Annotated in this window: 23 protein-coding genes; 14 read left to right on the top strand and 9 right to left on the bottom strand. The window is 51.4% G+C overall.

Translation table 11 applies throughout. The annotated features are described in order from the left end of the window. Positions 1 to 210: 210 nt before the first annotated feature. Positions 211 to 1,398 carry a BaiN/RdsA family NAD(P)/FAD-dependent oxidoreductase gene (locus tag ACFOSD_RS13080; RefSeq protein WP_380697240.1) on the top strand — a complete coding sequence of 396 codons (1,188 nt, stop codon included), beginning with the start codon at positions 211 to 213 and terminating at the stop codon, positions 1,396 to 1,398. A 13-nt stretch (positions 1,399 to 1,411) separates the two neighbouring features. Here ACFOSD_RS13080 and ACFOSD_RS13075 read toward each other — a convergent pair whose 3' ends face one another. Beyond that, a complete protein-coding gene (locus tag ACFOSD_RS13075; protein ID WP_380697238.1) occupies positions 1,412 to 2,023 on the bottom strand; it encodes a trimeric intracellular cation channel family protein in 612 nt (203 codons plus the stop codon). Between the two features lie 24 nt (positions 2,024 to 2,047). Beyond that, positions 2,048 to 2,965 carry a hypothetical protein gene (locus ACFOSD_RS13070; RefSeq protein ID WP_380697236.1) on the bottom strand — a complete coding sequence of 306 codons (918 nt, stop codon included), beginning with the start codon at positions 2,963 to 2,965 and terminating at the stop codon, positions 2,048 to 2,050. Between the two features lie 150 nt (positions 2,966 to 3,115). On the opposite strand from ACFOSD_RS13070, the gene ACFOSD_RS13065 reads away from it, so the two are divergent. From ACFOSD_RS13065 to slyD, 7 genes are all read left to right on the top strand, one after another. After that, entirely contained in the window at positions 3,116 to 4,099 is a 984-nt protein-coding gene (locus ACFOSD_RS13065) for a serine/threonine protein kinase (protein ID WP_380697234.1), read from the top strand. A gap of 117 nt (positions 4,100 to 4,216) precedes the next feature. Further along, entirely contained in the window at positions 4,217 to 5,449 is a 1,233-nt protein-coding gene (locus tag ACFOSD_RS13060) for an efflux RND transporter periplasmic adaptor subunit (protein WP_380697232.1), read from the top strand. Then, entirely contained in the window at positions 5,446 to 8,595 is a 3,150-nt protein-coding gene (locus ACFOSD_RS13055) for an efflux RND transporter permease subunit (protein ID WP_380697230.1), read from the top strand. Before ACFOSD_RS13060 ends, ACFOSD_RS13055 begins: the two co-directional genes overlap by 4 nt. Positions 8,596 to 8,785: 190 nt before the next feature. Then, complete coding sequence (locus ACFOSD_RS13050) at positions 8,786 to 9,265, top strand: ATP-dependent zinc protease family protein (protein ID WP_380697228.1); 480 nt, start codon at positions 8,786 to 8,788, stop codon at positions 9,263 to 9,265. Then, positions 9,262 to 10,167 carry a 30S ribosomal protein S6--L-glutamate ligase gene (gene rimK / locus ACFOSD_RS13045; protein ID WP_380697226.1) on the top strand — a complete coding sequence of 302 codons (906 nt, stop codon included), beginning with the start codon at positions 9,262 to 9,264 and terminating at the stop codon, positions 10,165 to 10,167. The genes ACFOSD_RS13050 and rimK overlap by 4 nt, the downstream gene beginning before the upstream one ends. Further along, positions 10,167 to 11,249 (top strand): succinylglutamate desuccinylase/aspartoacylase family protein, encoded by a 1,083-nt coding sequence (locus tag ACFOSD_RS13040; protein WP_380697224.1) that lies wholly within the window; start codon positions 10,167 to 10,169, stop codon positions 11,247 to 11,249. Before rimK ends, ACFOSD_RS13040 begins: the two co-directional genes overlap by 1 nt. 114 nt (positions 11,250 to 11,363) lie before the next feature. Further along, positions 11,364 to 11,840 (top strand): peptidylprolyl isomerase, encoded by a 477-nt coding sequence (gene slyD / locus ACFOSD_RS13035; protein WP_380697222.1) that lies wholly within the window; start codon positions 11,364 to 11,366, stop codon positions 11,838 to 11,840. Here slyD and ACFOSD_RS13030 read toward each other — a convergent pair. The 5 genes from ACFOSD_RS13030 to ACFOSD_RS13010 form a co-directional block, all read right to left on the bottom strand. Then, the gene (locus ACFOSD_RS13030) at positions 11,834 to 12,559 is read right to left on the bottom strand and encodes a hypothetical protein (protein ID WP_380697220.1); all 726 of its coding nucleotides are present in this window, start codon (positions 12,557 to 12,559) and stop codon (positions 11,834 to 11,836) included. The two genes, slyD and ACFOSD_RS13030, sit on opposite strands and share 7 nt — an antisense overlap. 60 nt (positions 12,560 to 12,619) lie before the next feature. Beyond that, positions 12,620 to 13,027, bottom strand: a complete 408-nt coding sequence (hisI, locus tag ACFOSD_RS13025) for a phosphoribosyl-AMP cyclohydrolase (protein ID WP_380697218.1) — start codon at positions 13,025 to 13,027, stop codon at positions 12,620 to 12,622. Positions 13,028 to 13,037: 10 nt separating this feature from the next. Then, complete coding sequence (locus ACFOSD_RS13020) at positions 13,038 to 13,346, bottom strand: hypothetical protein (protein ID WP_380697216.1); 309 nt, start codon at positions 13,344 to 13,346, stop codon at positions 13,038 to 13,040. Positions 13,347 to 13,435: 89 nt separating this feature from the next. After that, the gene (locus ACFOSD_RS13015) at positions 13,436 to 13,984 is read right to left on the bottom strand and encodes a peroxiredoxin family protein (RefSeq protein WP_380697214.1); all 549 of its coding nucleotides are present in this window, start codon (positions 13,982 to 13,984) and stop codon (positions 13,436 to 13,438) included. A 10-nt stretch (positions 13,985 to 13,994) separates the two neighbouring features. Beyond that, on the bottom strand, positions 13,995 to 14,522 hold the full coding sequence (locus tag ACFOSD_RS13010; RefSeq protein WP_380697212.1) for a hypothetical protein: 528 nt from the start codon (positions 14,520 to 14,522) through the stop codon (positions 13,995 to 13,997). 163 nt (positions 14,523 to 14,685) lie between these two features. Here ACFOSD_RS13010 and ACFOSD_RS13005 point away from each other — a divergent pair, with 163 nt between their 5' ends. The 6 genes from ACFOSD_RS13005 to siaA all read left to right on the top strand — a co-directional run bounded on the left by ACFOSD_RS13005 (position 14,686) and on the right by siaA (position 19,652). Further along, positions 14,686 to 14,874 (top strand): YgaP family membrane protein, encoded by a 189-nt coding sequence (locus ACFOSD_RS13005; RefSeq protein ID WP_380697210.1) that lies wholly within the window; start codon positions 14,686 to 14,688, stop codon positions 14,872 to 14,874. Positions 14,875 to 14,943: 69 nt separating this feature from the next. Next, complete coding sequence (locus tag ACFOSD_RS13000; RefSeq protein ID WP_380697208.1) at positions 14,944 to 15,747, top strand: SDR family NAD(P)-dependent oxidoreductase; 804 nt, start codon at positions 14,944 to 14,946, stop codon at positions 15,745 to 15,747. A gap of 91 nt (positions 15,748 to 15,838) precedes the next feature. After that, the gene (gene siaB / locus ACFOSD_RS12995) at positions 15,839 to 16,411 is read left to right on the top strand and encodes a biofilm regulation protein kinase SiaB (RefSeq protein WP_380697206.1); all 573 of its coding nucleotides are present in this window, start codon (positions 15,839 to 15,841) and stop codon (positions 16,409 to 16,411) included. 3 nt (positions 16,412 to 16,414) lie between these two features. Further along, complete coding sequence (siaC, locus tag ACFOSD_RS12990) at positions 16,415 to 16,813, top strand: biofilm regulation phosphoprotein SiaC (RefSeq protein WP_380697204.1); 399 nt, start codon at positions 16,415 to 16,417, stop codon at positions 16,811 to 16,813. Position 16,814: 1 nt separating this feature from the next. Continuing rightward, positions 16,815 to 17,630 (top strand): biofilm regulation diguanylate cyclase SiaD, encoded by an 816-nt coding sequence (siaD, locus tag ACFOSD_RS12985; protein ID WP_380697202.1) that lies wholly within the window; start codon positions 16,815 to 16,817, stop codon positions 17,628 to 17,630. Positions 17,631 to 17,651: 21 nt separating this feature from the next. Further along, positions 17,652 to 19,652 (top strand): biofilm regulation protein phosphatase SiaA, encoded by a 2,001-nt coding sequence (gene siaA, locus ACFOSD_RS12980; RefSeq protein ID WP_380697200.1) that lies wholly within the window; start codon positions 17,652 to 17,654, stop codon positions 19,650 to 19,652. On the opposite strand, the gene ACFOSD_RS12975 is transcribed toward siaA, so the two are convergent. Then, entirely contained in the window at positions 19,649 to 20,122 is a 474-nt protein-coding gene (locus tag ACFOSD_RS12975; protein WP_380697198.1) for a DUF1289 domain-containing protein, read from the bottom strand. The genes siaA and ACFOSD_RS12975 overlap by 4 nt on opposite strands. Continuing rightward, positions 20,113 to 21,315, bottom strand: coding sequence for a ribonucleotide-diphosphate reductase subunit beta (locus ACFOSD_RS12970; RefSeq protein ID WP_380697196.1), 1,203 nt, complete (start codon positions 21,313 to 21,315; stop codon positions 20,113 to 20,115). The genes ACFOSD_RS12975 and ACFOSD_RS12970 overlap by 10 nt, the downstream gene beginning before the upstream one ends. Positions 21,316 to 21,384: the final 69 nt, after the last annotated feature.

Raw genomic sequence — 21,384 nt, 5'->3', positions numbered from 1 at the left:
GGTCTCCCCATGTGAGAGTAGGTCATCGTCAAGCTCCTAACAGACCAACGAACCCAGCCTTGTGCTGGGTTTTTTGGTTTTGGGGCAAGGCAAACATGACCCCAAGATGGGCTTTCGGGGTGTGCCTCCGGCGCTCCACGGCAGGCCGGGAGGCCGCCTTGAAGCACTCGCCCTACGCCCGCGGAATGTTCATCAACATTGGATGCAAATATGCCTGAACGTTTTGATGTGATCGTCGTTGGTGCCGGAGCTGCTGGCCTAATGTGTGCTATAACGGCAGGCCAACGTGGTCGGCGCGTTTTAGTGTTGGATCACGCCAATAAGCCGGGGAAAAAAATCTTAATGTCGGGTGGCGGGCGGTGTAACTTCACTAACCTTGATATTGAAGCGGAGCATTTTCTATCTGCAAACCCCCATTTCTGTAAATCTGCACTCAGTCGTTATACCCAATGGGATTTCATTGCTTTAGTTGCATCCCACAGTATCCCTTATCACGAAAAATCCGATGGCCAACTTTTTTGTGATCATAGCAGTAAAGATATTCTACAAATGCTATTGGCGGAAGCAGGCCAAGCTGGTGTTGAAGTGAGATTAAACACTGGCGTTGAAACCCCTGTCCAGATACCCAACGGAGGTTGGTCAGTACTGACCAACAAAGGTGAGCTGAGTGCGGATTCTGTAGTCATCGCGACGGGCGGGCCGCCAATTCCCACCTTAGGCGCTACTGACTGGGGTCATCGTATTGCACGTCACTTTGGGCATGAAATCTTACCTTATAGACCTTCGCTCGTGCCTTATACTGCGGACCTAGAACACAAAGCCACTTGGTCTGAATTATCGGGTGTTTCCATGCGTGCCGAGTTGACGGTAGCCTCACGCAGTTGGGTTGGCGATGTGTTATTCACGCATCGTGGTCTTAGTGGGCCAGCGGTATTGCAGATTACCAATTACTGGCGTGAGGGCGAGCCCGTTGTTATTAATTGGTGTCCAGATCAGGATGTGCTAGTGGCGTGGCAACGTGATCGACATAGTCAAGGCCGCAAGCAACTGCGTACATGGCTCTCTGAACAGTTACCACGCCGGTTTGTTAATGGGTTGATGCAAGGGTGGCCTGGTGCTGAGCAAACGCTTGCTGACATTCGACAAGATGCCATGGCTCAGTTAGCGGAAAAGCTGCACCGATACAGTTTTCAGCCTTCGGGAACTGAAGGATACCGCACCGCAGAGGTTACCTTGGGTGGGGTCAGCACTACGGAAATATCCTCGCGTACGATGGAAAGTCAACGCCATGCAGGCTTGTTCTTTATTGGCGAAGTATTGGATGTTACAGGCCATCTTGGCGGTTACAATTTCCAATGGGCATGGTCATCCGGTCATGCAGCGGGTGAGGTCGTGTGATGCCATGATCTCTTTAATGCCGCTGTAAACGCAGGTCGAAATACACTGAGAGTAAACGCATCAATACCGTTACGCTCATGCCGCCGAGAATGGGTACGGCATCGGTCGTGAACCAAAAAGTAAGCATCCAAAAGGTGAGTGCACCTGCCAATGCGCAGGAAGCATAAAGGTGTTCTTTCCGGAAAATGAAGGGCACTTCATTGCATATAATATCGCGTGCCAGCCCACCGAAAGTTCCTGTAATCACACCCAGCAAGCAGGCGCTGAAAACAGGCACCCCCATTTTTAACGCTAACTGCGTTCCCAATACGGTGAATATTCCTAGCCCGATGGCGTCGGGCAAGACCATAAAGCGTGCTGGTATGGCCCGAAGTTTAGGTATATAGCTAAACCCCAGAGTGAGCAGAAGGATAATAATTGGGAATTCTTGGTGTGATATCCAGTACACAGGTTGATGGTCAAGAATCACATCACGCAAGGTGCCGCCTCCAAATGCGGTAATGCAAGCGATGGCAAACACACCTACGGGGTCCATATCTCTATTCTGTGCTTCCAACATACCGGAAATAGCAAATGCCAAAATACCAACAAACTCAAGTGCGTAGATCAGTTCTGGCAAGGCCATGGTCACACTCACTTGCGTTGCAGGTCAGAGAATAATCCAGAATATGAATACCAAGGCGATCGCGGCCCATATCCAGGGTGTATCGTTGGTCGATTGCCCGACTGGCGGCGTCCAGTCGCGCATTGATATAGATTCGGGCGCGATGCTCGGGTCTTCCGGGGTATCTTCGATGCCTTGTTCAAGCACATCCCAGTATTCGACTTCCAAGGCGCGCTTCAAGGCATTCACGGTCACTTGTGACTTGGCTTGGCGTAGCACGGCTTCGCGAAATTGGGTTGGGTAGACCGGGTCGGCAAGTGCATCGTGTAGAGCACGTACATATTGGTTGACCAGTTGTTCTAACCATTCGGTTGCCTTGGGTGCCGGAACTAAGTCGCCCAACGGGAGATCAAGCCCGCCGATCTCCTCAGCGGCCAAGATATCCTTTACGAGATCTGCCTTTTTTTGGTTTTTCCGTATGCCATCCACTTGGGCCGCTAGGAGCTGAAGGTCACTTACGGTGAATTCACTGAGCTGCTGTGTGCGCTCAACCGTCGAGATCGGCGCGTTTTCAGGTACCGCCAATCCCGTTGCCAATACTGCGAGTCGCGCGGACATCGTCGCCTTGGTAACCACTTCACCACGGGCCAAAGCGAACAGCACGCTGCTATGGCCTTTCATTATGGTGTGTTCACCTAGGCAATTGCCTCGGTCATGGTCGATCATGTCCGCTAGCGTATCCACAGCGACACTGAGCCGCTCGGGCGTCATGGTCTTGTGATAGAAATCCACCCATGCATTTGCCGTGGTAAAGGTATCCGCTTGCTTTTTCAGTTCGCCCAAGGATGTTACGTCGTGGATATGAACCATGCCACGTTGAACCGCAGGCCAATGCCGAACATGAGGTTGTTGTTTAGATTCGTTCCAGAGCCAATCGATACTCGCTGTATTGAATCCTGACATAACATTCTCCTCCGAGCTGTGTCTTGGCAAATATCCAACTACTATAGAGTGGTCATGCAGACTATGCCACCTCTGTCCTGCGTTTACAGGCTTTGCATTTTTGGTTGAAGTGCGTAATCTCGCGGCATTCATTTGCTGGACGTTCTACCTATGACTGAAATCCATCCCTACGCGGCATTGACCCCAGACACGGTACTCGATGCTATCGATAGTCAGGGGTTTTTTACCGATGCACGCATTGCGCCGCTCAACAGCTATGAGAATAGGGTATACCAAGTTGGCATCGAAGATGAGGCACCGGTTATTGCCAAGTTTTATCGTCCAGATCGGTGGACAGAAGCGCAAATTCGGGAAGAACATGCGTTTGCTTTGGAGCTGGCCAGTTTAGAAATACCGGTCGTTGCACCTTGGTGCAATGCACAGGGTGAGACATTGTTTCACTATGCGGGCTTTTCGTTTGCCGTGTATCCCCGCTATGGTGGGCGGGCACCGGATCTTGAAAATGATGATGACCTTGAAGTCTTGGGACGCTTACTCGGTCGCTTGCATGCGGTAGGCGAGCAGCGGCCATTTGTTGCTCGACCGGCGTTAACGGTGGATTCCTTTGGCACCGACAGTGTGGCGTTTTTGCTCTCTTCTGATGTGATACCCAGCACCATAAGACCGGCTTATGAGGCCATAGCGCTGCCTTTAGTGGAACACATTCGAACGCGCATGGCAGAGATACCGGTGCGTACATTGCGGTTGCACGGTGACTGCCACCCAGGGAATATTTTGTGGCGTGATGAGGCTGCGCATTTTGTCGATTTGGACGACGCTCGAAGTGGTCCGGCCATGCAAGACCTCTGGATGCTGATTTCGGGTGACCGAGCACAGCAGGCTCTGAGCTTGAGTGCCATTGTTGATGGCTATGAACAATTCCGAGAATTCGACCGGCGGGAATTGGCACTCATTGAACCCCTTCGTGCTTTGCGTGCCCTGCACTACGCCGCTTGGCTGGGGCGTCGTTGGCAAGACCCCAGTTTTCCCATGCATTTCCCTTGGTTCGGTACGGAACGCTACTGGGGCGAGCATATTCAGAATTTGCGGGAACTGCAGATGAGCTTCAATGAGCCTTTACTTGATCTACTTTGATGCTTTGTAAGGATTTCGTAAACCGGATAATTGTCACTCATCTATAAGCATGCGGTGAGGCACAGTCTCGTCATCTTTTATTAGGTGCTCAGTTTGGCGCCACAGGAATGCATATTTATGAAAAAGGTATTACTGCGCGTTGGCGTCGCACTACTCCCACTGCTTGTGGCAATTGCCGCTACGGTAGCCATGACAAGTAACTCTGCACCGTCAGAGGCGGCCGAGGAAGAGGAGCTGCGCTTATCCGTTGACGTTATTACCGTAACACCAGGTCTTCATTCACCTATGGCGGAGTGGACGGGAGAGGTTGTGGCACGACGGCAAGTTACTGTGCACGCTCCTTATAGCGCCGACGTGGTGTCTGTTGATGTATCAGAAGGTGTAATGGTTGAGGCTGGACAGCGGCTGTTGGCCCTGAATACACAAACGCCACGATGGGAATTGGCGAGCTTGCAGGCCGACCAACAGGATTTTGAAGCTACTGTCCTTTCTACCCAAAACCAACAAGCGGCAGATCGTGATTTCTTGGCCTATGAGCAAACACTGTTGGCGCAAGCTGAAGCAAAGCTTGAGCGCGAACGTGGGTTATTGCAGCGCGGTGTGAGTACTGAAGCCGCTTTGGAACAGGCTCAACTGGCAGTAACCCAGGCCAGGCAAAGTGTCCGAATGCGACAACTCAGTATTGATAACCATGCCTCAGCGCTGGAAAGCCTGTCTGCTCAACGTCTCCGCCTCGCCATCGCCCTCGAACGGCAACAAGATGTTTTATCCCGAGCGGTTCCAGAGGCTCCTTTTACCGGGCGGGTGGCAAGAATGGATGCCATGGTCGGACAGAATGTATCTGCAGGGCAGTCGTTGGTAACACTGTATGCGCCGGAAAGTCTGTCTTGGCGTGTCGTCATGCCCAATCATCTTTCCCGTGACGTACAGGCCATTATTGGTGGGCGCATTGTTTCACTGCAGCAATTATCAGGAGCGATATTGAGTGGTGAGGTTGGGCGTTATGCATGGTTTGGCGTGCCTGAGGAATCGGCTTGGGTACCTGGGGATACACGAAGTGCTTGGGTCGTTTTACCCGCCATTCCAGACACCTTCCTATTGCCGTCTAGCGCCCTATATGCCGGTGGTCGCGTATTCTTAGTTGCAGAGGACGGAAGTCTCGCATCTGCATCCGTCAACATTTTGGGGGTTACGCAAGTTGAGGGGCAAGAGTTTTGGCTTGCGGATGCTGCGAACCTCCCGCCGGGTAGCCGAGTGCTGGTCACCCGCATTGCCAATGTGTTGGCGGGAATGTCAGTGGATGTTCAAGGTGAATATGCAATGCCAAACAGTGGCGGAGCAACACGATGAGCACGCCAAAGATGGAGACCAATACGCCGCAATATCGTCAACCGGCTGCCGCCAACGCGTTACTGAGCTATTTTGCCCGACATCGGGTGGCCGCAAACTTGATGATGTTGTTCGTCATCTTGTTGGGTTTCTTGGGCATGTCTCGCCTAAACACACAAATATTCCCCGATGTAACGCCGGGCGCGGCTGCGGTTGTCGTTGAGTGGTCTTCAGCGGGAGCAGAAGCCATTTTGGACCAAGTAACTCGACCACTCGAGAAAGCCATTCTCGATTTGCCAGACGTGGATCGCTTAACCTCCAATAGTCGTGATGGTGCGTCTGCACTCAGTGTGTACTTTAACGCCGGAGCCGATTTTGAACGGGCGATGAATGAGCTGCGCAAAACCGTTGATGGAGTTGCTTTGCCGGCCGCTGCTGAAGAGCCGAATGTGCGGGAATACAGTTTTTCTGAACCTGTTATCTTGCTTATCTTGACGTATGACGGTGTTTTGGAAGAACTGCGCCCACTGGTTAATCGTTTGACACAAGAGTTTAAGCAGCGCGGCATTCCCGACGTAACGGTATACGGCTTTGATGATCCTGAGTTGGTCGTTGAAGTAACGGCTGAAACCTTGAAACACAATGGTTGGACCTTAGATGAACTGGCCCAACGGATCCGTTCCATCAATAACCAGTACGCCGCTGGCAGTGCTGGAGATCAAGCCGCTCGGCGTAATTTAGTGAGCGGTGAGCGCGTGTTGACTGCGGTTGAAATGGCGCAGTTACCCCTAGGGTCGAATCGTACTTTGGGCGATGTTGCGACATTAAAGGATGCATCGGGCGATCCTGCATTGCGCATGTTTTTTGAAGGCCAGCCGGTGGTGATGCTGCAGCTCAATCGCTCTGCTGCTATGGATACATTGGGCACCGCGGAAATATACCAGCAATGGTTTGATGAAGCCGCTGATGATCTGCCTGGGAGTGTCGGTGTTCACTTGTTTTACGATACCTCCGAGTTCGTCTTGGACAATATTAACTTGTTGCTGACCAATGGCTTGTTCGGCTTGGTCTTCGTGTTAATAACGCTCTTTGTGTTCTTGAATCTGCGCGTCGCTTTTTGGACGGCGATGGGTATTCCTGTGGCGATTTTTGGCACCATGGCATTGATGTATTTCACTGGGAATAGTCTGAACTTTTTTTCCATTTTCGCCATGTTAATGGCGCTGGGCATTATTGTTGATGATGCCATTGTCGTGGGTGAGGAAACACAGTCATTGATTGAACAAGGTGTCGATCATGACAAAGCGGCCGGGATTGCGGCCACGCATATGTTCAGCCCTGTACTTGCATCCCTGTTGACCACTGTAGCGGCATTTTCTCCCTTGCTGTTTGTGCCGGGGATTTTTGGTGAACTATTGCGCCCGATTCCCATGGTCATCATCGCGGTGATTATCGCTTCTATGGTGGAGTGTTTTCTTATTCTACCGGGCCATTTGCACCACAGCTTCGCCAAGCGCAGTGGCCGGGCGCCAAGTCAGTTGCGCCAAACGGTGGATCGTTGGATGCGTGTGTTGCGCGATGACTTTTATCGGCCACTGGTAACGCGCGCTCTGCAGTACCGCATGTTTACGGTTTCATTGGCGATATCGCTACTCGTGCTGGCGAATGGGCTTATTGGTTCAGGACAAGTTCAGTTTTCACAGGATTTAGAGATCGAAGATGATCGCGTAATGGCGGAAGTGGACTTCATGGACGACACCCCTCGGCAAGATATTGAGCAGTTCGTTGCCACGATGAATGCGGCACTCCAGCAAACGGACGAGCACTTCTCTGCTAGGCATGGCGCACCGGTAGTGCAGGACAAGTATTACGAGTTTGATATTGATAACGCATATGCTTTTTTTATGGTGCGATTGCCGGTGCGAGATGATCGACAGTTTTCCAATCATGATTTCTTGGGTTATTGGGAGTCTGTGGTTGAACGAACGCCCGTGGTTGAACGGCTGCGTATTCAAAGTGAAAGTGGTGGCGGTGCGTCTTCCCGGGAGATCAGTCTCCGCTTGGTCGGCGATGATACCGAGCGGTTAGCGGCAGGTAGTCGAATGTTGAAAGCACAATTGGAGCAGCGTGGAGATTTGCGCAACATCGAAGATACGTTGCCAACAACTCATCGCCAAATGGATATTCAGCTAACGTCGCGGGCTCGTGCTTTAGGGGTATCCGAGCAAGCCCTAGCGGCACAGATAGCGGTAGCGGTGGATGGTGTGACTATCCAGCGGCATGCGTATCACGGTACGGACTTGAATGTTGTACTTCGGATGGATGAACAGGCTCGAGGAAAACTGGAGCTGGTAAATTGGTTGATGATTCAGCTTCCGAACGGTCAACAGCTACCCTTGAGTGAACTCGCCAGATTCAGTGTGCGAGAAGAACTGAGTGCAATTTTCCAGTATAACGGCCAACAATCGGTAACGGTAACGGCCGAGCCTTTGAGCGAAGAAATCCGTTCCCAAGATTTGCAAGCTGAACTGCAGCGCGATGTCTTGCCGGAGATATTACGTCAATATGATCTGTCCGTTGAGTATCAAACCGGTCAGGATGCGGCGGAGTTACTCGATAACCTCATATTGGCAGGGTACATAGCCGCAGCCTTAATCTACTTGATTCTGGCCTGGATGTTTCAATCGTACAGTTGGCCCATCGCGGTAATGTTAGTGATTCCCTTTGCCATGACCGGTGCTGTTGCTGGTCACTGGATCATGGGCTTTGATTTAACCTTTTTGTCTATTTTTGGCTTGTTTGGTTTGGCTGGAATTGTCATCAATGGAGCCATTGTTTTGATTGTTCGGTACCGGGAAATGCTGGAAGAAGGCTTCGCACCCGATGTCGCTATCGTTGAAGCGTGTTGCCAACGTTTCCGGCCGGTAGTGTTGACAACCCTTACCACGGTATCAGGACTTGTACCTATTCTGTTTGAAAGTTCGGTGCAAGCGCAATTAGTGCGCAGCATGGCGACCTCTATGGCTTTCGGGCTCGGTTTTGGTGCCGTCTTGGTGTTGTTGGTGGTGCCTAGTCTGCTCAGTTATGTTCAAAGTGCTACTGCACAGGTGCTACGTTTATCGTCATGGTTTATGCGCCCGGTGCGTTCAAACCATGGGCGTGATTGAAAAGCATTGAGTTCATGCACTTGATCTGCTCTACTCCGCTCCAGCCCGTACCCTGCTGTTTGCATTACATTATCGTATAAGCATGCTGCGCCTTTGTTGTCTATGCTGGTATCAGTAGATGGCATTATCTATACGAAGATGCCGAGTGTCTGCGTGGGTTACAGGGGCTTTTCGATAGTTTGGGGACAACATGAAGGTCGATGAAAATTTACAGCTGGTTGGCTGGAGAGAGTGGGTAAGTCTACCTCGGTTAGGGGTGAGTGCCTTGAAATGCAAAGTGGATACTGGGGCTCGTACGTCGGCTTTGCATGCGTTCTCAGTGGAGGCATTTCAGCGTGATGGTGAAGAATGGGTGCGTTTTGGTGTACACCCAAATCAACACGATTTGGATACCGAAGTATGGTGTGAAGCGCCGGTGATCGACCAGCGTGAAGTCACCGACTCCGGTGGCAACACGTCGGAACGCTATTTCATAAAAACCGATGTGATCGTCGGCGGTATGCGATTCCCCATAGAATTGTCACTCACCAGCCGAGATACCATGATGTTTCGCATGTTGCTCGGCCGAGAAGCCTTGCGCCACCGTTTTGCGGTTGACCCTAGTGCATCGTATTTACAACCCTTACAACCTCATGCTGAACCCAATGCGGAAGCGGGAGCTGCCCAATGAAAATTGCTATTTTGTCACGTAACCCTAAGCTCTATTCTACCCGTCGCTTGGTTGAAGCCGCCGCAAACCGAGGGCATGAAGTTCGCGTGATTGATGCGTTGCGGTGCTACATGAACATCACCTCGCACAATCCGCAAATTCACTATAAAGGTGCGTTGCTGGAAGATTTTGACGCCGTCATTCCGCGGATTGGCGCGTCGATTACGTTTTATGGCACGGCGGTTTTGCGCCAGTTTGAAATGATGAATGTCTACCCGCTAAATGAATCCGTGGCCATTTCGCGTTCCCGTGACAAGTTGCGCAGCTTACAGCTATTGTCGCGTCGCGGCATCGGTTTGCCGGTCACCAGTTTTGCGCACTCACCCGATGATATTGAAGATCTATTGAGCATCGTTGGCGGCGCGCCTGCCGTCATTAAACTGTTAGAAGGTACGCAGGGCGTTGGGGTGGTGTTGGCCGAAACCAACCAAGCGGCCGAAAGTGTTATTCAAGCCTTTATGGGCTTGAAGCAACATATTCTGGTGCAAGAGTTTATTAAAGAAGCGAAAGGTGCCGATATTCGAGCGTTTGTGGTGGGTGGTAAAGTGGTTGCAGCCATGAAACGTCAGGCGAAAGAAGGCGAGTTCCGGTCTAATTTGCACCGTGGTGGCACCGCTGCCTTGTGCCGTATTACGCCGGAGGAGCGTGCTACCGCTATTCGTGCGGCCAAGGTAATGGGCTTGAATGTCTGTGGTGTCGATTTATTGCGTTCGAATCATGGCTCTGTGGTCATGGAAGTAAATTCTTCTCCCGGCTTAGAGGGCATCGAAAACGCGTCAGGGAAAGATGTGGCGGATATGATCATTGATTTTATCGAGAAAAATGCAAAGCCCAACCGCACGCAAACCAAGGGGCATGGTTAATGGCGAATGGTTCGACCGTAGCGGAGCGACCACGCCGCAATAAAAGCATCACCATCGGCGGTGTAGAAGTTAAACCGGGTGAACGAAAAACCATTGATGTCGAAGGGGGTAAGTTTTACACCCACACCCCATTAACCTTACCCATTCAGGTCTTGTGTGGCCGCCAAGCCGGGCCGGTTTTGTTCATCAGTGCAGCAATACATGGTGATGAGATTAATGGCGTTGAGATCATCCGTCGCCTGCTCAAAGTCCCGGCTTTGAAACGTTTGAAAGGCACGTTGTTGGCCGTTCCTATTGTCAATTTGCATGGCTTCATCAACCAAAGTCGTTATTTGCCGGATCGGCGTGATCTAAATCGCAGTTTTCCCGGATCTCAGAAGGGTTCCTTAGCAGGGCGCTTGGCGCGCTTGTTCATGACGGAGATTGTGCATCAGTCCACGCATGGTATTGACCTGCATACTGGCGCTATTAATCGCTATAACTTGCCGCAGATCCGGGCAAATTTAGATGACCCAGAAACCTTGGAGTTAGCAAAAGCCTTCGGCACTCCGGTCATCCTGAATTCTGCACTGCGTGATGGTTCATTGCGTGAGGCTGCGGATCAGAAGAATATCCCTATTCTATTGTATGAAGCGGGCGAAGCGTTGCGCTTCGACGAGCTTTCGATAAGGGGTGGGGTAGAAGGCATTGTGCGTGTGATGCGTGCTTTGGGCATGTTGCCCAAGTCGCGCAGAGTTGCGCTGCCTGACCCTGTAATGGCGCGTTCGAGTGCGTGGGTTCGGGCACCGCAAAGCGGCATATTTCGAGCCTTTGTACAAGAGGGTGCTCGGGTCACGCGGGACCAAACACTGTTGGGCGTGGTGTCTGACCCTTTTGGTGAGTCGGAGGAAGAAATCTGGTCGCCATTCAGTGGTATCATCATCGGTGTGCTGAAACTGCCGCTGGTGAACGAAGGCGATGCTGTGTACCACATTGCCCAGTTTTACCGCACGGATATCGCCGCCGACCGGGTGGAGAGTTATCAGGAGAGCTTAGAGTCCGATGACTATCCCTATGCCGAGCCTTTGATGAATGATGCCTAGGGCGCGTGCTTAGGCTTCTGTTTGCGTGATTTCAACCCGTCTTCTCAATATGGTAAACTGTCGTACTTGGTAGCCTATACTGGCATACACTCATGTTCGACACAGGACTATTTCATGATTGCACAAGACAAAGCCGTGGCCATTCAGTACTCGGTAAAAGACGAAACCGGTACCCAGGTAGATTCCTCCGAAGGTCGCGGACCCTTGTGGTATCTGCACGGCCATCGGAACATCATTCCAGGTTTGGAAAATGCGTTACAGGGCTTGAAAGAGGGCGATACCTTCAGTGCTGAAATCGCCCCCGCAGATGCTTATGGTGACCACAATGAAGCGCTGGTTCAGCGGGTGCCCAAAGCGGCTTTTCAAGGCGTGGATAAAATCGATATCGGTATGGTGTTCAATGCCCAAACCGATGGTGGTCCAGTGCAGGTTGAAGTCACTGCGGTAGAAGATGACGTGGTCGTGGTGGATGGGAACCATCCATTAGCGGGTAAAGCCTTGTCATTTTCTGGGTCTATCGAAACCGTTCGTGATGCCACGGAAGAAGAATTGGCACACGGCCATGTTCATGAGGGCGATAACGCTCACTGATAGGACTGATAGTACCGTTGACGAAGGGCGACACGCGTGTCGCCCTGATATTCAAAGTGCATGTCGACGCTGTTCGATGCGTCGATGATAGGGTTACGAAGATCCATAATATGGGCATAGCCCTTACGCAATAATTGATCGTCTACCCAGTAGAATTCCTCCTGCACGTCAAACTGGCGTATCCGGAATAATAGTTTAGAAAACGCTTCCTGTGTGCGTATCTCCACCCGTGTAACATACCCGTGCTGGGCGTCATACCATAAACGGCCGGTAAATTTTTCACCATCCGCATCCGGCTCGCCATTGATATGCAAGATGGGTTGGAAGTTCAATATCCACTCCTTATCCGATGCAGACACCAGCGATAAGCTTTGTTCATCCAGCAATAAGCGAATGCGCTGTGTTTCGCGTTGATCAGGCTGAGGCCGACGATTGAACTCACGTACTGCACTGTCGTCAGGTGGTTCACCATTGACCAACACCAGTTGTTCTTTTTCGCCCGTTGGCCGCCGTGGGTCAAACTCTGTTTCTTGAGTGCTGACGGGTTCATTCGGCCGTGTGACCTGAGCGATGGTGCGGTATTGATGCTGTAGCATGTTGTCGTCAATAGCGGCGTATTGCGCTGCAATGCGTTCACGCAGCTCCACCGAAACTTCGGCATGGGCGATCCAAGGAAGACAGCCAAATAGAATAAATATTGCTCGATGTTGAAGTGTCATAGCGCGCCAATATGGTGTTTATCCGTTGCAGCGTATACGTACGACTTATTGAGTCAGATGTTACTCCATTGGTGTGCTGATGATTTCGCCGTGTTGGCTCGACAATTCGATATAAAAACAATTGTGTCGGAGGGTATGGCAGGCAGGGCCAGTTTGATCAACTTTGATCAACAAAGCATCGCCATCGCAATCTAAATAGGCACCCACCAAGCGTTGTTGATTGCCGGAGCTTTCTCCTTTACGCCAGTAGCTTTGCCGGGATCGGCTCCAATAGCATACGCGTCCGGTGCTCAGTGTTTCGCGCAATGCTTGGTCGTTCATCCAAGCCAGCATTAATACTTCGCCGGTATCGTGTTGTTGTGCAATGGCAGGAATCAGTCCGTCACGGTTCCATTTTACCTTTGCCAACAGCTCCGCAAGGGGAACCTGAGTGTGCAGTGGTTGGCTTTCTAGTGTTTTAAAATCCATTGTTTAATCCTTAGTTTGCCGTGATCTCGAAGTCTTCAATCCAGCCGTTCAAGTTGCGCTCTACCCAATCTAAAAGGGTATCAGCATCACGGCGTGCGCTGGCGGTGTCGATGCCCAGAATCATCACCGTTACATTCAGGTGTTCAATATCACACTGACGGGTATCATCGACGATAGCGATATGGGATTGCTTTCCCCAATATCTTAGCATGGGTGCAAACCGTTGCGTGCGTTCGAGGGCCGAGTGGCAGCCATCAAAACGTAAGCGGAACTCAATGGTCAGCGACGGAACACTGGGGTAGGTGGTGAAGCGAGACATACGATATGCAGTACCTTGTGCGTGATATTGACACGAGCGTCACAGCATATCGCATGCGTTTTACGGTGTCTTGCGGTCAACACCAGAAATCAATGTTGTGTTGAAGGCCCGTCTATAAACGCTTTCACTTTAGCTAGAGGTATATGATCGCTGGTGTCGCGTCCGTACCATGTTTCGACAATTCCACCATTTTCATCCAACAAAAAATCGGCTGGAACGAGTTTGACATGCGGGTTCTTGCTCGGTCGGCCTCCGGTCATTATTCCGCGCACAATGCGTGGTAGCTTGAACACAAGCGCTTTCAATAGGGCGCTCGCGGACTGCTCTACACCATACTGTTGGTAGATGGTCAGGTCGGGGTCGCTGATCATTTTGAACGGGCGGGGGTAGCGTGCAACATGTCGGCGAACATCCTCTGCCGGCGAACTAAAGACAGTGACTACTTCGAGACCGGCAGCCTGCCATTGTTTGTAAGAATGGGTGAGTTCATAGAGCCTGAAGTTGCAAAAAGGGCAGGCGGCATCGCGAAAAAAGGACAACATCACCTTTCGGCCCTTAAGGTCGGATAACCGCAAAGGTTGGCCAAAGATATCAGTCGTTTGAAAATCGACCGACAAAGACGGGGCAGTTAGGCGCATTTCAGATTCCTTAAAAAAATATAATGCCGAATACGAACCAGACCGTAAAGCCGATCAGCACGCTCATGCTTAAAAGTCGCTTGATGCGCAAAGGATGCTGGGGTTTTTCGGGTACCGAGGGTGTAGGTAAAGGGTCGGTGAGTGCATGTATGTCAATGGCATCGGGATTAATAGGTGGCTCGGCATAGTATTCCCATGGAAAGCGTGGGTGATCACTCGGTAATGTTCGAATGGGGTCACTTTCAAAGATCGCGATGTAAATATCGCGTGCGCGGTTGAACAACATACCGAGGGTGTTTCGAGCTGCGTCTTGGGCGGCATGCTCTGCCGGTTTCTGAGCTAGATGTAGAGCTTGATCGTGCAGTTGAACCAAGTATTCAGCCGGTACGGAGGTGTCGATATGAACAACCAGCGCGGAAAATGCCCGGCAGGCGTTCACCGCAGCCCCGTGAGGGTCGTCTCCGTAGTAGTCCAGCCATTGCAGCTTTTGATGAATCATTTTGTGCAATAGGGCCTGATAGTGGATCAGGTCATTCACGACGGGCTTCCTGTTTTTTATTTTTGTTATAAAAACCAATATAGCAGACTATTTTCACATCTGCCTACGTCGTGCTTGAAAATAAGTGAACACGATGCTTGTGTTGTGATAGAAATTAATTAAGATAAATCTAAATTAAATCAATGCGATAAAAGGTGTGCTTATGAAGGTCAATGTTGGGAGTCTGGATAAAACGCTGCGGGTTGTCGTCGGCGTGGTATTGCTGGTACTAACAGCGACACAAACGATTGGCCTGTGGGGGCTTATTGGGGTTGTGCCATTGTTGACGGGGCTGTTTAACTTCTGTCCCTTGTATACGCTTTTCGGCATCAAAACCTGCAAGGTTAAATAAGCCGCTCTGGTCGATATGGATGGCCCTGTGCTAAGGTGCTTCCATATCGAGAATCAAAGTTGGTGCGTTATGGCTCCCGCAGACAGCCCAAAGCTTGTGTTGATTACAGGTGCTACTAGCGGCATTGGAGCGGCCTATGCACGGCGCTTGGCAGAGCAGGGTTATGATCTCTGGCTCACCGGGCGACGTATGGCCATCCTAGACGCTCTGGCGGATGAACTTCGTGCAGCTTACGACGTTGAGGTGCAAGCCGAGTCTGTTGACCTGTCGCATGAGGCGGAATTAGATACTTTGGTGGGGCGTGTTCAGGCCTGCCAACGTTTGCACGGGTTAATCAACAACGCCGGCTATGCCGATGACGGCACATTCCATCTCATGACCCCACAGCGTCATCGTGCGCAAATGCGGGTGCATATGGAAGCCACGACTCTGTTGGCGCAAGCGGCCTTGCCACATTTGGAAGTCGCCCGGGGCTTTTTAATCAATGTTGCTTCATTGGCGTCGTGGATGCCAACACCGGGCAGTCCCTTATATGGGCCGACCAAGGCCTTCGTTCGGTTGTTTACCGAAACGCTCGCGCTGACCTATCACCAAACCGGCATTCGTTTTCAGGCCCTGTGTCCTGGGTTCGTGATTACGGATTTCCATGCCCGAATGGGCTTAGACCCGGATCAGTTTTACCATAAGCGCGGCCCTGCCAAAGCCTTTCCGGCCGCTTGGGTTGTGGAGCGCTCTTTGCGTGATTTAAACAAACCGACGGTGATTTGTTCGCCAGGCATGCATTATCGGTTTTTGGCGTGGTTGATTCGATATACGCCGCGACGACTGCTCTATCGACTGTTAAAAGTGGGTATGAAAAGCCGATACGGTTAAAACGTGTTGGCAATGTAAGATTTTGCAAGAAAACTCTTTGTGTTTTCCCGCCCCTATCCATTGGCCTAGCGCGTGCAGGCGTCTATGATTTATGGCATGCATTCTTCTCCGAGGCCGTTTTATGCTGTTGCAACAGTTATTGTCGATTCGGCAAGAATTTAACGAAAAGCAAATTTTGCTCTGTTTCAATGGCCCTATATCGCGCAGTTTGATCGAAGAAATTGGTACGGCTCTGCGCAACTATTTAACCGAAGATCAAGTCGGTCCATCGGTATCTACCGATGTGTTTGGAATCTACATTGAACTGACCCAAAACATTCGCCATTACTCACAAATGCGCGGCTATGCCGATATGGAAGGTTCTGCAACCGTCGTTGTGGCTCGTCACGGTGAAGCACAATACAGTGTGCTGGCGGGTAATGTCATTGAGCGGACCGATGGCGTGGCCTTGATGGAACAGGTCCAAGCACTCGCGGCGATGGACAAAGTCTCGTTGAAGGCAGCCTACAAGAAGCAATTAAGAGCGCCGCGTGAACATGAAGGGGCGTCGGGCGCCGGGTTGGGGTTATTGGATGTGGCGAGAAAGAGCACAGAGCCTTTACGATGCCATTTGGTTGAAACGCCGGATGGTAAAGCATTTTTCAGTTTGTTGGCGGTGGTGTAAGCAATGACGGTGAACGATATTTTAGCAACAGGCTTGAGCCTCCAGGCCAGTCAGTCAACTCCAGCCGTTGAAACGGACTTTGAGCAAGGCATCATGACGATGCGGGGTGATTCCTACCCGGAGAATTCGTTTGAGTTTTTTGGCCCAGTGCTGGACTGGGTAGAACAATTTTTAGCGATGGAAGATCGCCCATTGCGGCTGGAGCTCCATGTCGTGTACATGAACACGAGCAGTGTAAAAGCCATGATGGACTTATTCGACCTGCTCGAAGCGGCGAATCTTGAAGGTAAATCGGTCGCGGTTACCTGGACCTATGATCCGCGCAATGAGCGAGTGATTGAAATGGTCGAAGAGTTTAAAGAAGACTGCACCTTCCCTTTTACGATAGATCCAGAGGCTTAACATGCCGTTTTTGCCACCATTGGACGAGGACATAGTCGTTGATGAAGTGCAGAGCTTGCTTGACGAAAATTCGCCGGATACGGACTGGAAAGCAATAACTCAGCGTCTTCTTGCGGTGCATGAGCAGCAAAAGAGACGGCTAGATAAGCTGTTGCGGATTTCTGACGGCTTTGGCGACCTCACCCATGTGGAGAACTTGTCGCTTACTGAACAGTATAAAAAGCAGTTGCGTCGTCTACAAAAGATTGCCCGCATCTCCGACCTCTATCAGCGCACCATGGTGGAGTTGAACGAGAGTTTGAAGCAAGCCGCTTTGCATGACCCTCTGACCGGGCTGCCCAATCGACGCTATATGATTGAGCGACTCAGAGAACAAGTGGCACGGGAGCAACGGGGTGCTAATGGCTTCACGCTCCTGATGCTTGATATCGATCATTTCAAAGGTATTAATGATCAGTACGGACATGAATCCGGTGATCACGTGCTGATGGCCGTAGCCACGGCGATACAGCAGTGTCTGCGTGAGTACGATGTCTGTGCCCGTTGGGGCGGTGAAGAGTTCCTGGTATTTCTGCCGGGCAAGGCCGTTGTAGACGCACAGGTGGTGGCATCGCGCGTACTGGATCAGGTTCGTCGTATTGATGTTGGCCGAGTATTGGGTGGTGCTGAACAATCTTTACCGGCTATTACGCTCAGTGCCGGGGTTGCAGAATACTTACCCAAAGAACATTACGAAGAAACCATAAAACGTGCCGATCAGGCGTTGTACGATGCCAAAGGGCAGGGTCGTGATCGCAGTGCATCCCGCGCCCACTAATTCACTTATAAAGAGTTTACGATGAATCGGTGGACTTTAGGTTTACGCAGTAAAGCCATGTTGGCACTACTGCTGGCCAGCTTAATTGCTTTGGTGCCCGCCGCCTTCATGGGTACGCAAGTGGTGGCCTCGGTGCAAGATTATTTCGGTCAAGCGTATGCGAGAAACCTAACGGACTTAAGCCGACAACGCATCCAGTCGCCTATCTTGATGGACTTGGTGTTGTCTGAGCGTTTGGCGTCCACACAACTGCTGTTGGACTGGTTACAGGATGAAGAAAACCCGGAAAAACAAGCGGCCTTTTTCCGCGAGGCCGAAGGCTATGCAACCGCGTTACGCGGACAAACCTATTTTGCCATCAGTGCCCAATCAGGAAACTACTACTTTAACGACCCGCAAACGGCTTACAGTGAAGGGCCGCGCTATCAGCTTAACCCTGATGACCCCAATGATGCGTGGTTTTTCAACCTCTTAGACGACATTGGCGAATACAACATTAATGTCAATCCGGATGTTCAGCTGGGTACTACACGTGTATGGCTTAATTTGCCTATTCGACTGAATGGCGATTTGTTGGGTATTGCAGGCACCGGACTGGACCTTACAGCGTTTCTGCGCGACTTCATTGCCACCAATGAACCCGGGGTTACCCCGATGATCATTGACCAGCAGGGCTTTGTGCAAGCCCATCCGAATCCAGAACTCATCGCCTTTGGTAGTTCCGTTGGCTTGGACACCAGCAACAAAACCCTACAGGCCATGCTCTCAACGGATGAGGCACGGATGGCCTTGGAAAGCGCTTTAACCAACAGTCGCGCGCAAGAAAATGTGGAATTATTGCCCGTCGTGTTAGACGGGCACTCGCAACTGCTGGCCATCGCCTATATGCCGGAATTGCGTTGGTATCTCGTCACCGCCGTTGACCTCAGTGTCGCCCAAACCATCAGTGGCTCGTGGTGGGTGAGCATTGTGATAGGGTTTGGGGTCATGCTGGTATTGCTCTTAATTATCATCGCTGTGGCTGTAGAGCGACTGTTGATACACCCGCTGAGTCATCTTCAAGCCTCAGCTACCCAGATCACCCAAGGGAATTATAACGTGGCCCTTCCAAAGGCCAGAAATGATGAAATAGGTGATCTCAGCCGAGCCTTTGGTGCCATGGTAAAACGGGTGCAAGACCACACGGCCGAACTTGAAGCACGCGTACAACAGCGAACGCAAGAGCTCGAAAACAGCAACCGGGAGATTGCTCAGTTCAATAAAATGGTGAATGACTCGATCGACTACGCCAGTCTCATTCAGCAAGCCATTTTGCCATTTGCCAAATTGAACGCCGTTCTAGGTGAACAGCAGTTTGTGTTGTGGCAGCCCCGAGACGTGGTAGGTGGCGACTTCTATTTCTTTCATGGTGATCAAGATGCCTATTTGATTGGCTTGGTGGATTGCGCCGGTCACGGCGTGCCGGGTGCGTTGATGACCATGTTGGCGCGCGCTGCGTTTGACCAGGCCGTACGTGATGATGGTATCGATGATCCTGCCGCCGTTTTGCACGACACCGATGAAGCATTACGCAACATGTTGCAGGACCTTGACCTCCCGCGCGCCCTAGCTACGAACATGGATGCTGGATTGCTGTACGTGAATGTTAAAGAGAAAGCCGCGCGTTATGCTGGGGCAAAGATTCAACTTTATATGCATTCCGCGCAAGGCGTTGAGGAGATCAAAGGCGCTCGTCGAGCTCTGGTGGCACGAAAACCAGGAGATTATGCCAACACCGATATACAACTGCCCAACCCTGCCACCTTCTATTTAACGTCAGACGGCTACCTAGACCAAGCCGGTGGTGACTTAGGTTATGGTATGGGATCAAGCGGATTTAAAGACATCATTGCTCAGCATAGTCACTTGTCTCTCCCAGAACAGGGACAAGCCGTGCTGGACGCTTTGTCCGCGTATCAGGGTGATTATCCACAACGTGATGATATTTGTGTGCTGGGTATCCGATTAAAAACGGCTGATTAGCCCGAAATTTGATTGGATTCGAACAAGCGAGCATCCAACAAGGAATCGCGCCAAGTTCGCCAAACATGCCGTAGCGTTAAGTGCTGATGCTGAGGAAACAGGCGAACGCCATAAGCTTCAATCTGCACAATTTTGCTCGCGCCCACATGCAGGAGTTGAATCCAAGCCTCGACGGCGAAACGGGGTTCTGGTGGGCAGTTGATGTATTTTTTCCATTGCTGAAGCAGCAACTTTTCGTCGACTAACTCGAAGTAATCCGTAAAACTGCGCTCCAAGACACCTTGGCGGACTGACAATCTCTTGGTCAGCACTTCATTTGAGAACATCGACCACTGCGCAATGTCGTCGAGGGTGCGAAAGCACCCCCGGCAAACAGTGTCGCCTACAGTGACACTGCAAATCCCTATGCAGGGGCTGGCCCCGGCGGGTGACAAGGCAAGGGCGGGCTTGGCCTGTTGTACTATTCCCACGTCAGTGCGCCGCCCACTTGGTACTCGGTGACTCGGGTTTCAAAGAAGTTCTTCTCCTTCTTCAAGTCCATGATCTCGGCCATCCACGGGAAGGGGTTCTTTGCGCCGGGATACGCTTCTGCCAGTCCTAATTGCTGTAAACGGCGATTGCTGATGTAGCGCAGGTACTCGCCCATTTGTTCTGCGTTCATCCCCAGTACACCGCGTGGCATGGTGTCTTGTGCGTAGGCGTATTCTAATTCGTAGCCTTCCATGATCATGCGGGTGGCCTCTTGCTGCATGGCGTCGTCCCAGAGTAGCGGGTTTTCTGCTTTGATCTGGTTGATGACGTCGATGCCGAAATTCACGTGCATGGACTCGTCGCGCAAAATGTACTGAAACTGCTCGGCTACCCCGGTCATTTTGTTGCGGCGGCCCATACTGAGTATTTGCGTGAAACCGCAGTAGAAGAAGATGCCTTCCAGCACGCAGTAAAAAGCAATCAGGTTACGCAGCAATTCACGGTCGTTTTCAGTCGTGCCGGTGTTGAACGTTGGGTCGCCCAGCTTTTGTGTGTACGTCAGACCCCAAGCGGCCTTTTTGGCCACGCTGGGTACTTCGCGGTACATGTTGAAGATTTCGCCCTCATCCATTGCCAGCGTTTCAATGCAGTATTGGTAGGCGTGGGTGTGTATGGCTTCTTCAAATGCTTGGCGCAGAAGGTACTGGCGGCACTCGGGATTGGTGATCAGCCGATAAATAGCGAGCACGAGGTTATTGGCCACAAGGCTGTCGGCGGTGGAGAAGAAACCGAGATTGCGTTTTACAATGGTGCGCTCGTCGGCGGTGAGGCCGTTCTCGCTTTTCCACAGCTGAATGTCGGCGCTCATGTTGATTTCTTGTGGCATCCAGTGGTTGGCGCAACCCGCAAGATACTTCTGCCACGCCCATTCGTATTTGAACGGTACGAGCTGGTTAAGGTCAGCCCGGCAATTGATCATCCGCTTGTCGTCGACTTGGACGCGACCGGCATTCATTTCAAGTTCTTCCAAGCCAGCGGCGACATCCAGTGCGGCCAGTTCAGCTTCCACTTGCGCTTGCAAATTAACATCAGCGGCAGGCGCGGGTTCAGCAGCAGGCTCAACGGCTTTGGCCTTCGTCGGCGCTTGCACCTCCACCTGAGTTTCGTCTTCTAATGCATCCCAATTCAACATACATATCCCCTTAATTGCTCCGATGAGGCTGCTTGCTGAACCGTGTCTAAGTCTTAGGGACGCTGTAAA

Origin of the sequence: Salinispirillum marinum (assembly GCF_042650105.1) — a bacterium.
GTDB lineage: Bacteria > Pseudomonadota > Gammaproteobacteria > Pseudomonadales > Natronospirillaceae > Salinispirillum > Salinispirillum marinum.
Note: the sequence above shows the minus strand (reverse complement) of the source record. Positions and strands in the feature narration are given on the sequence as shown.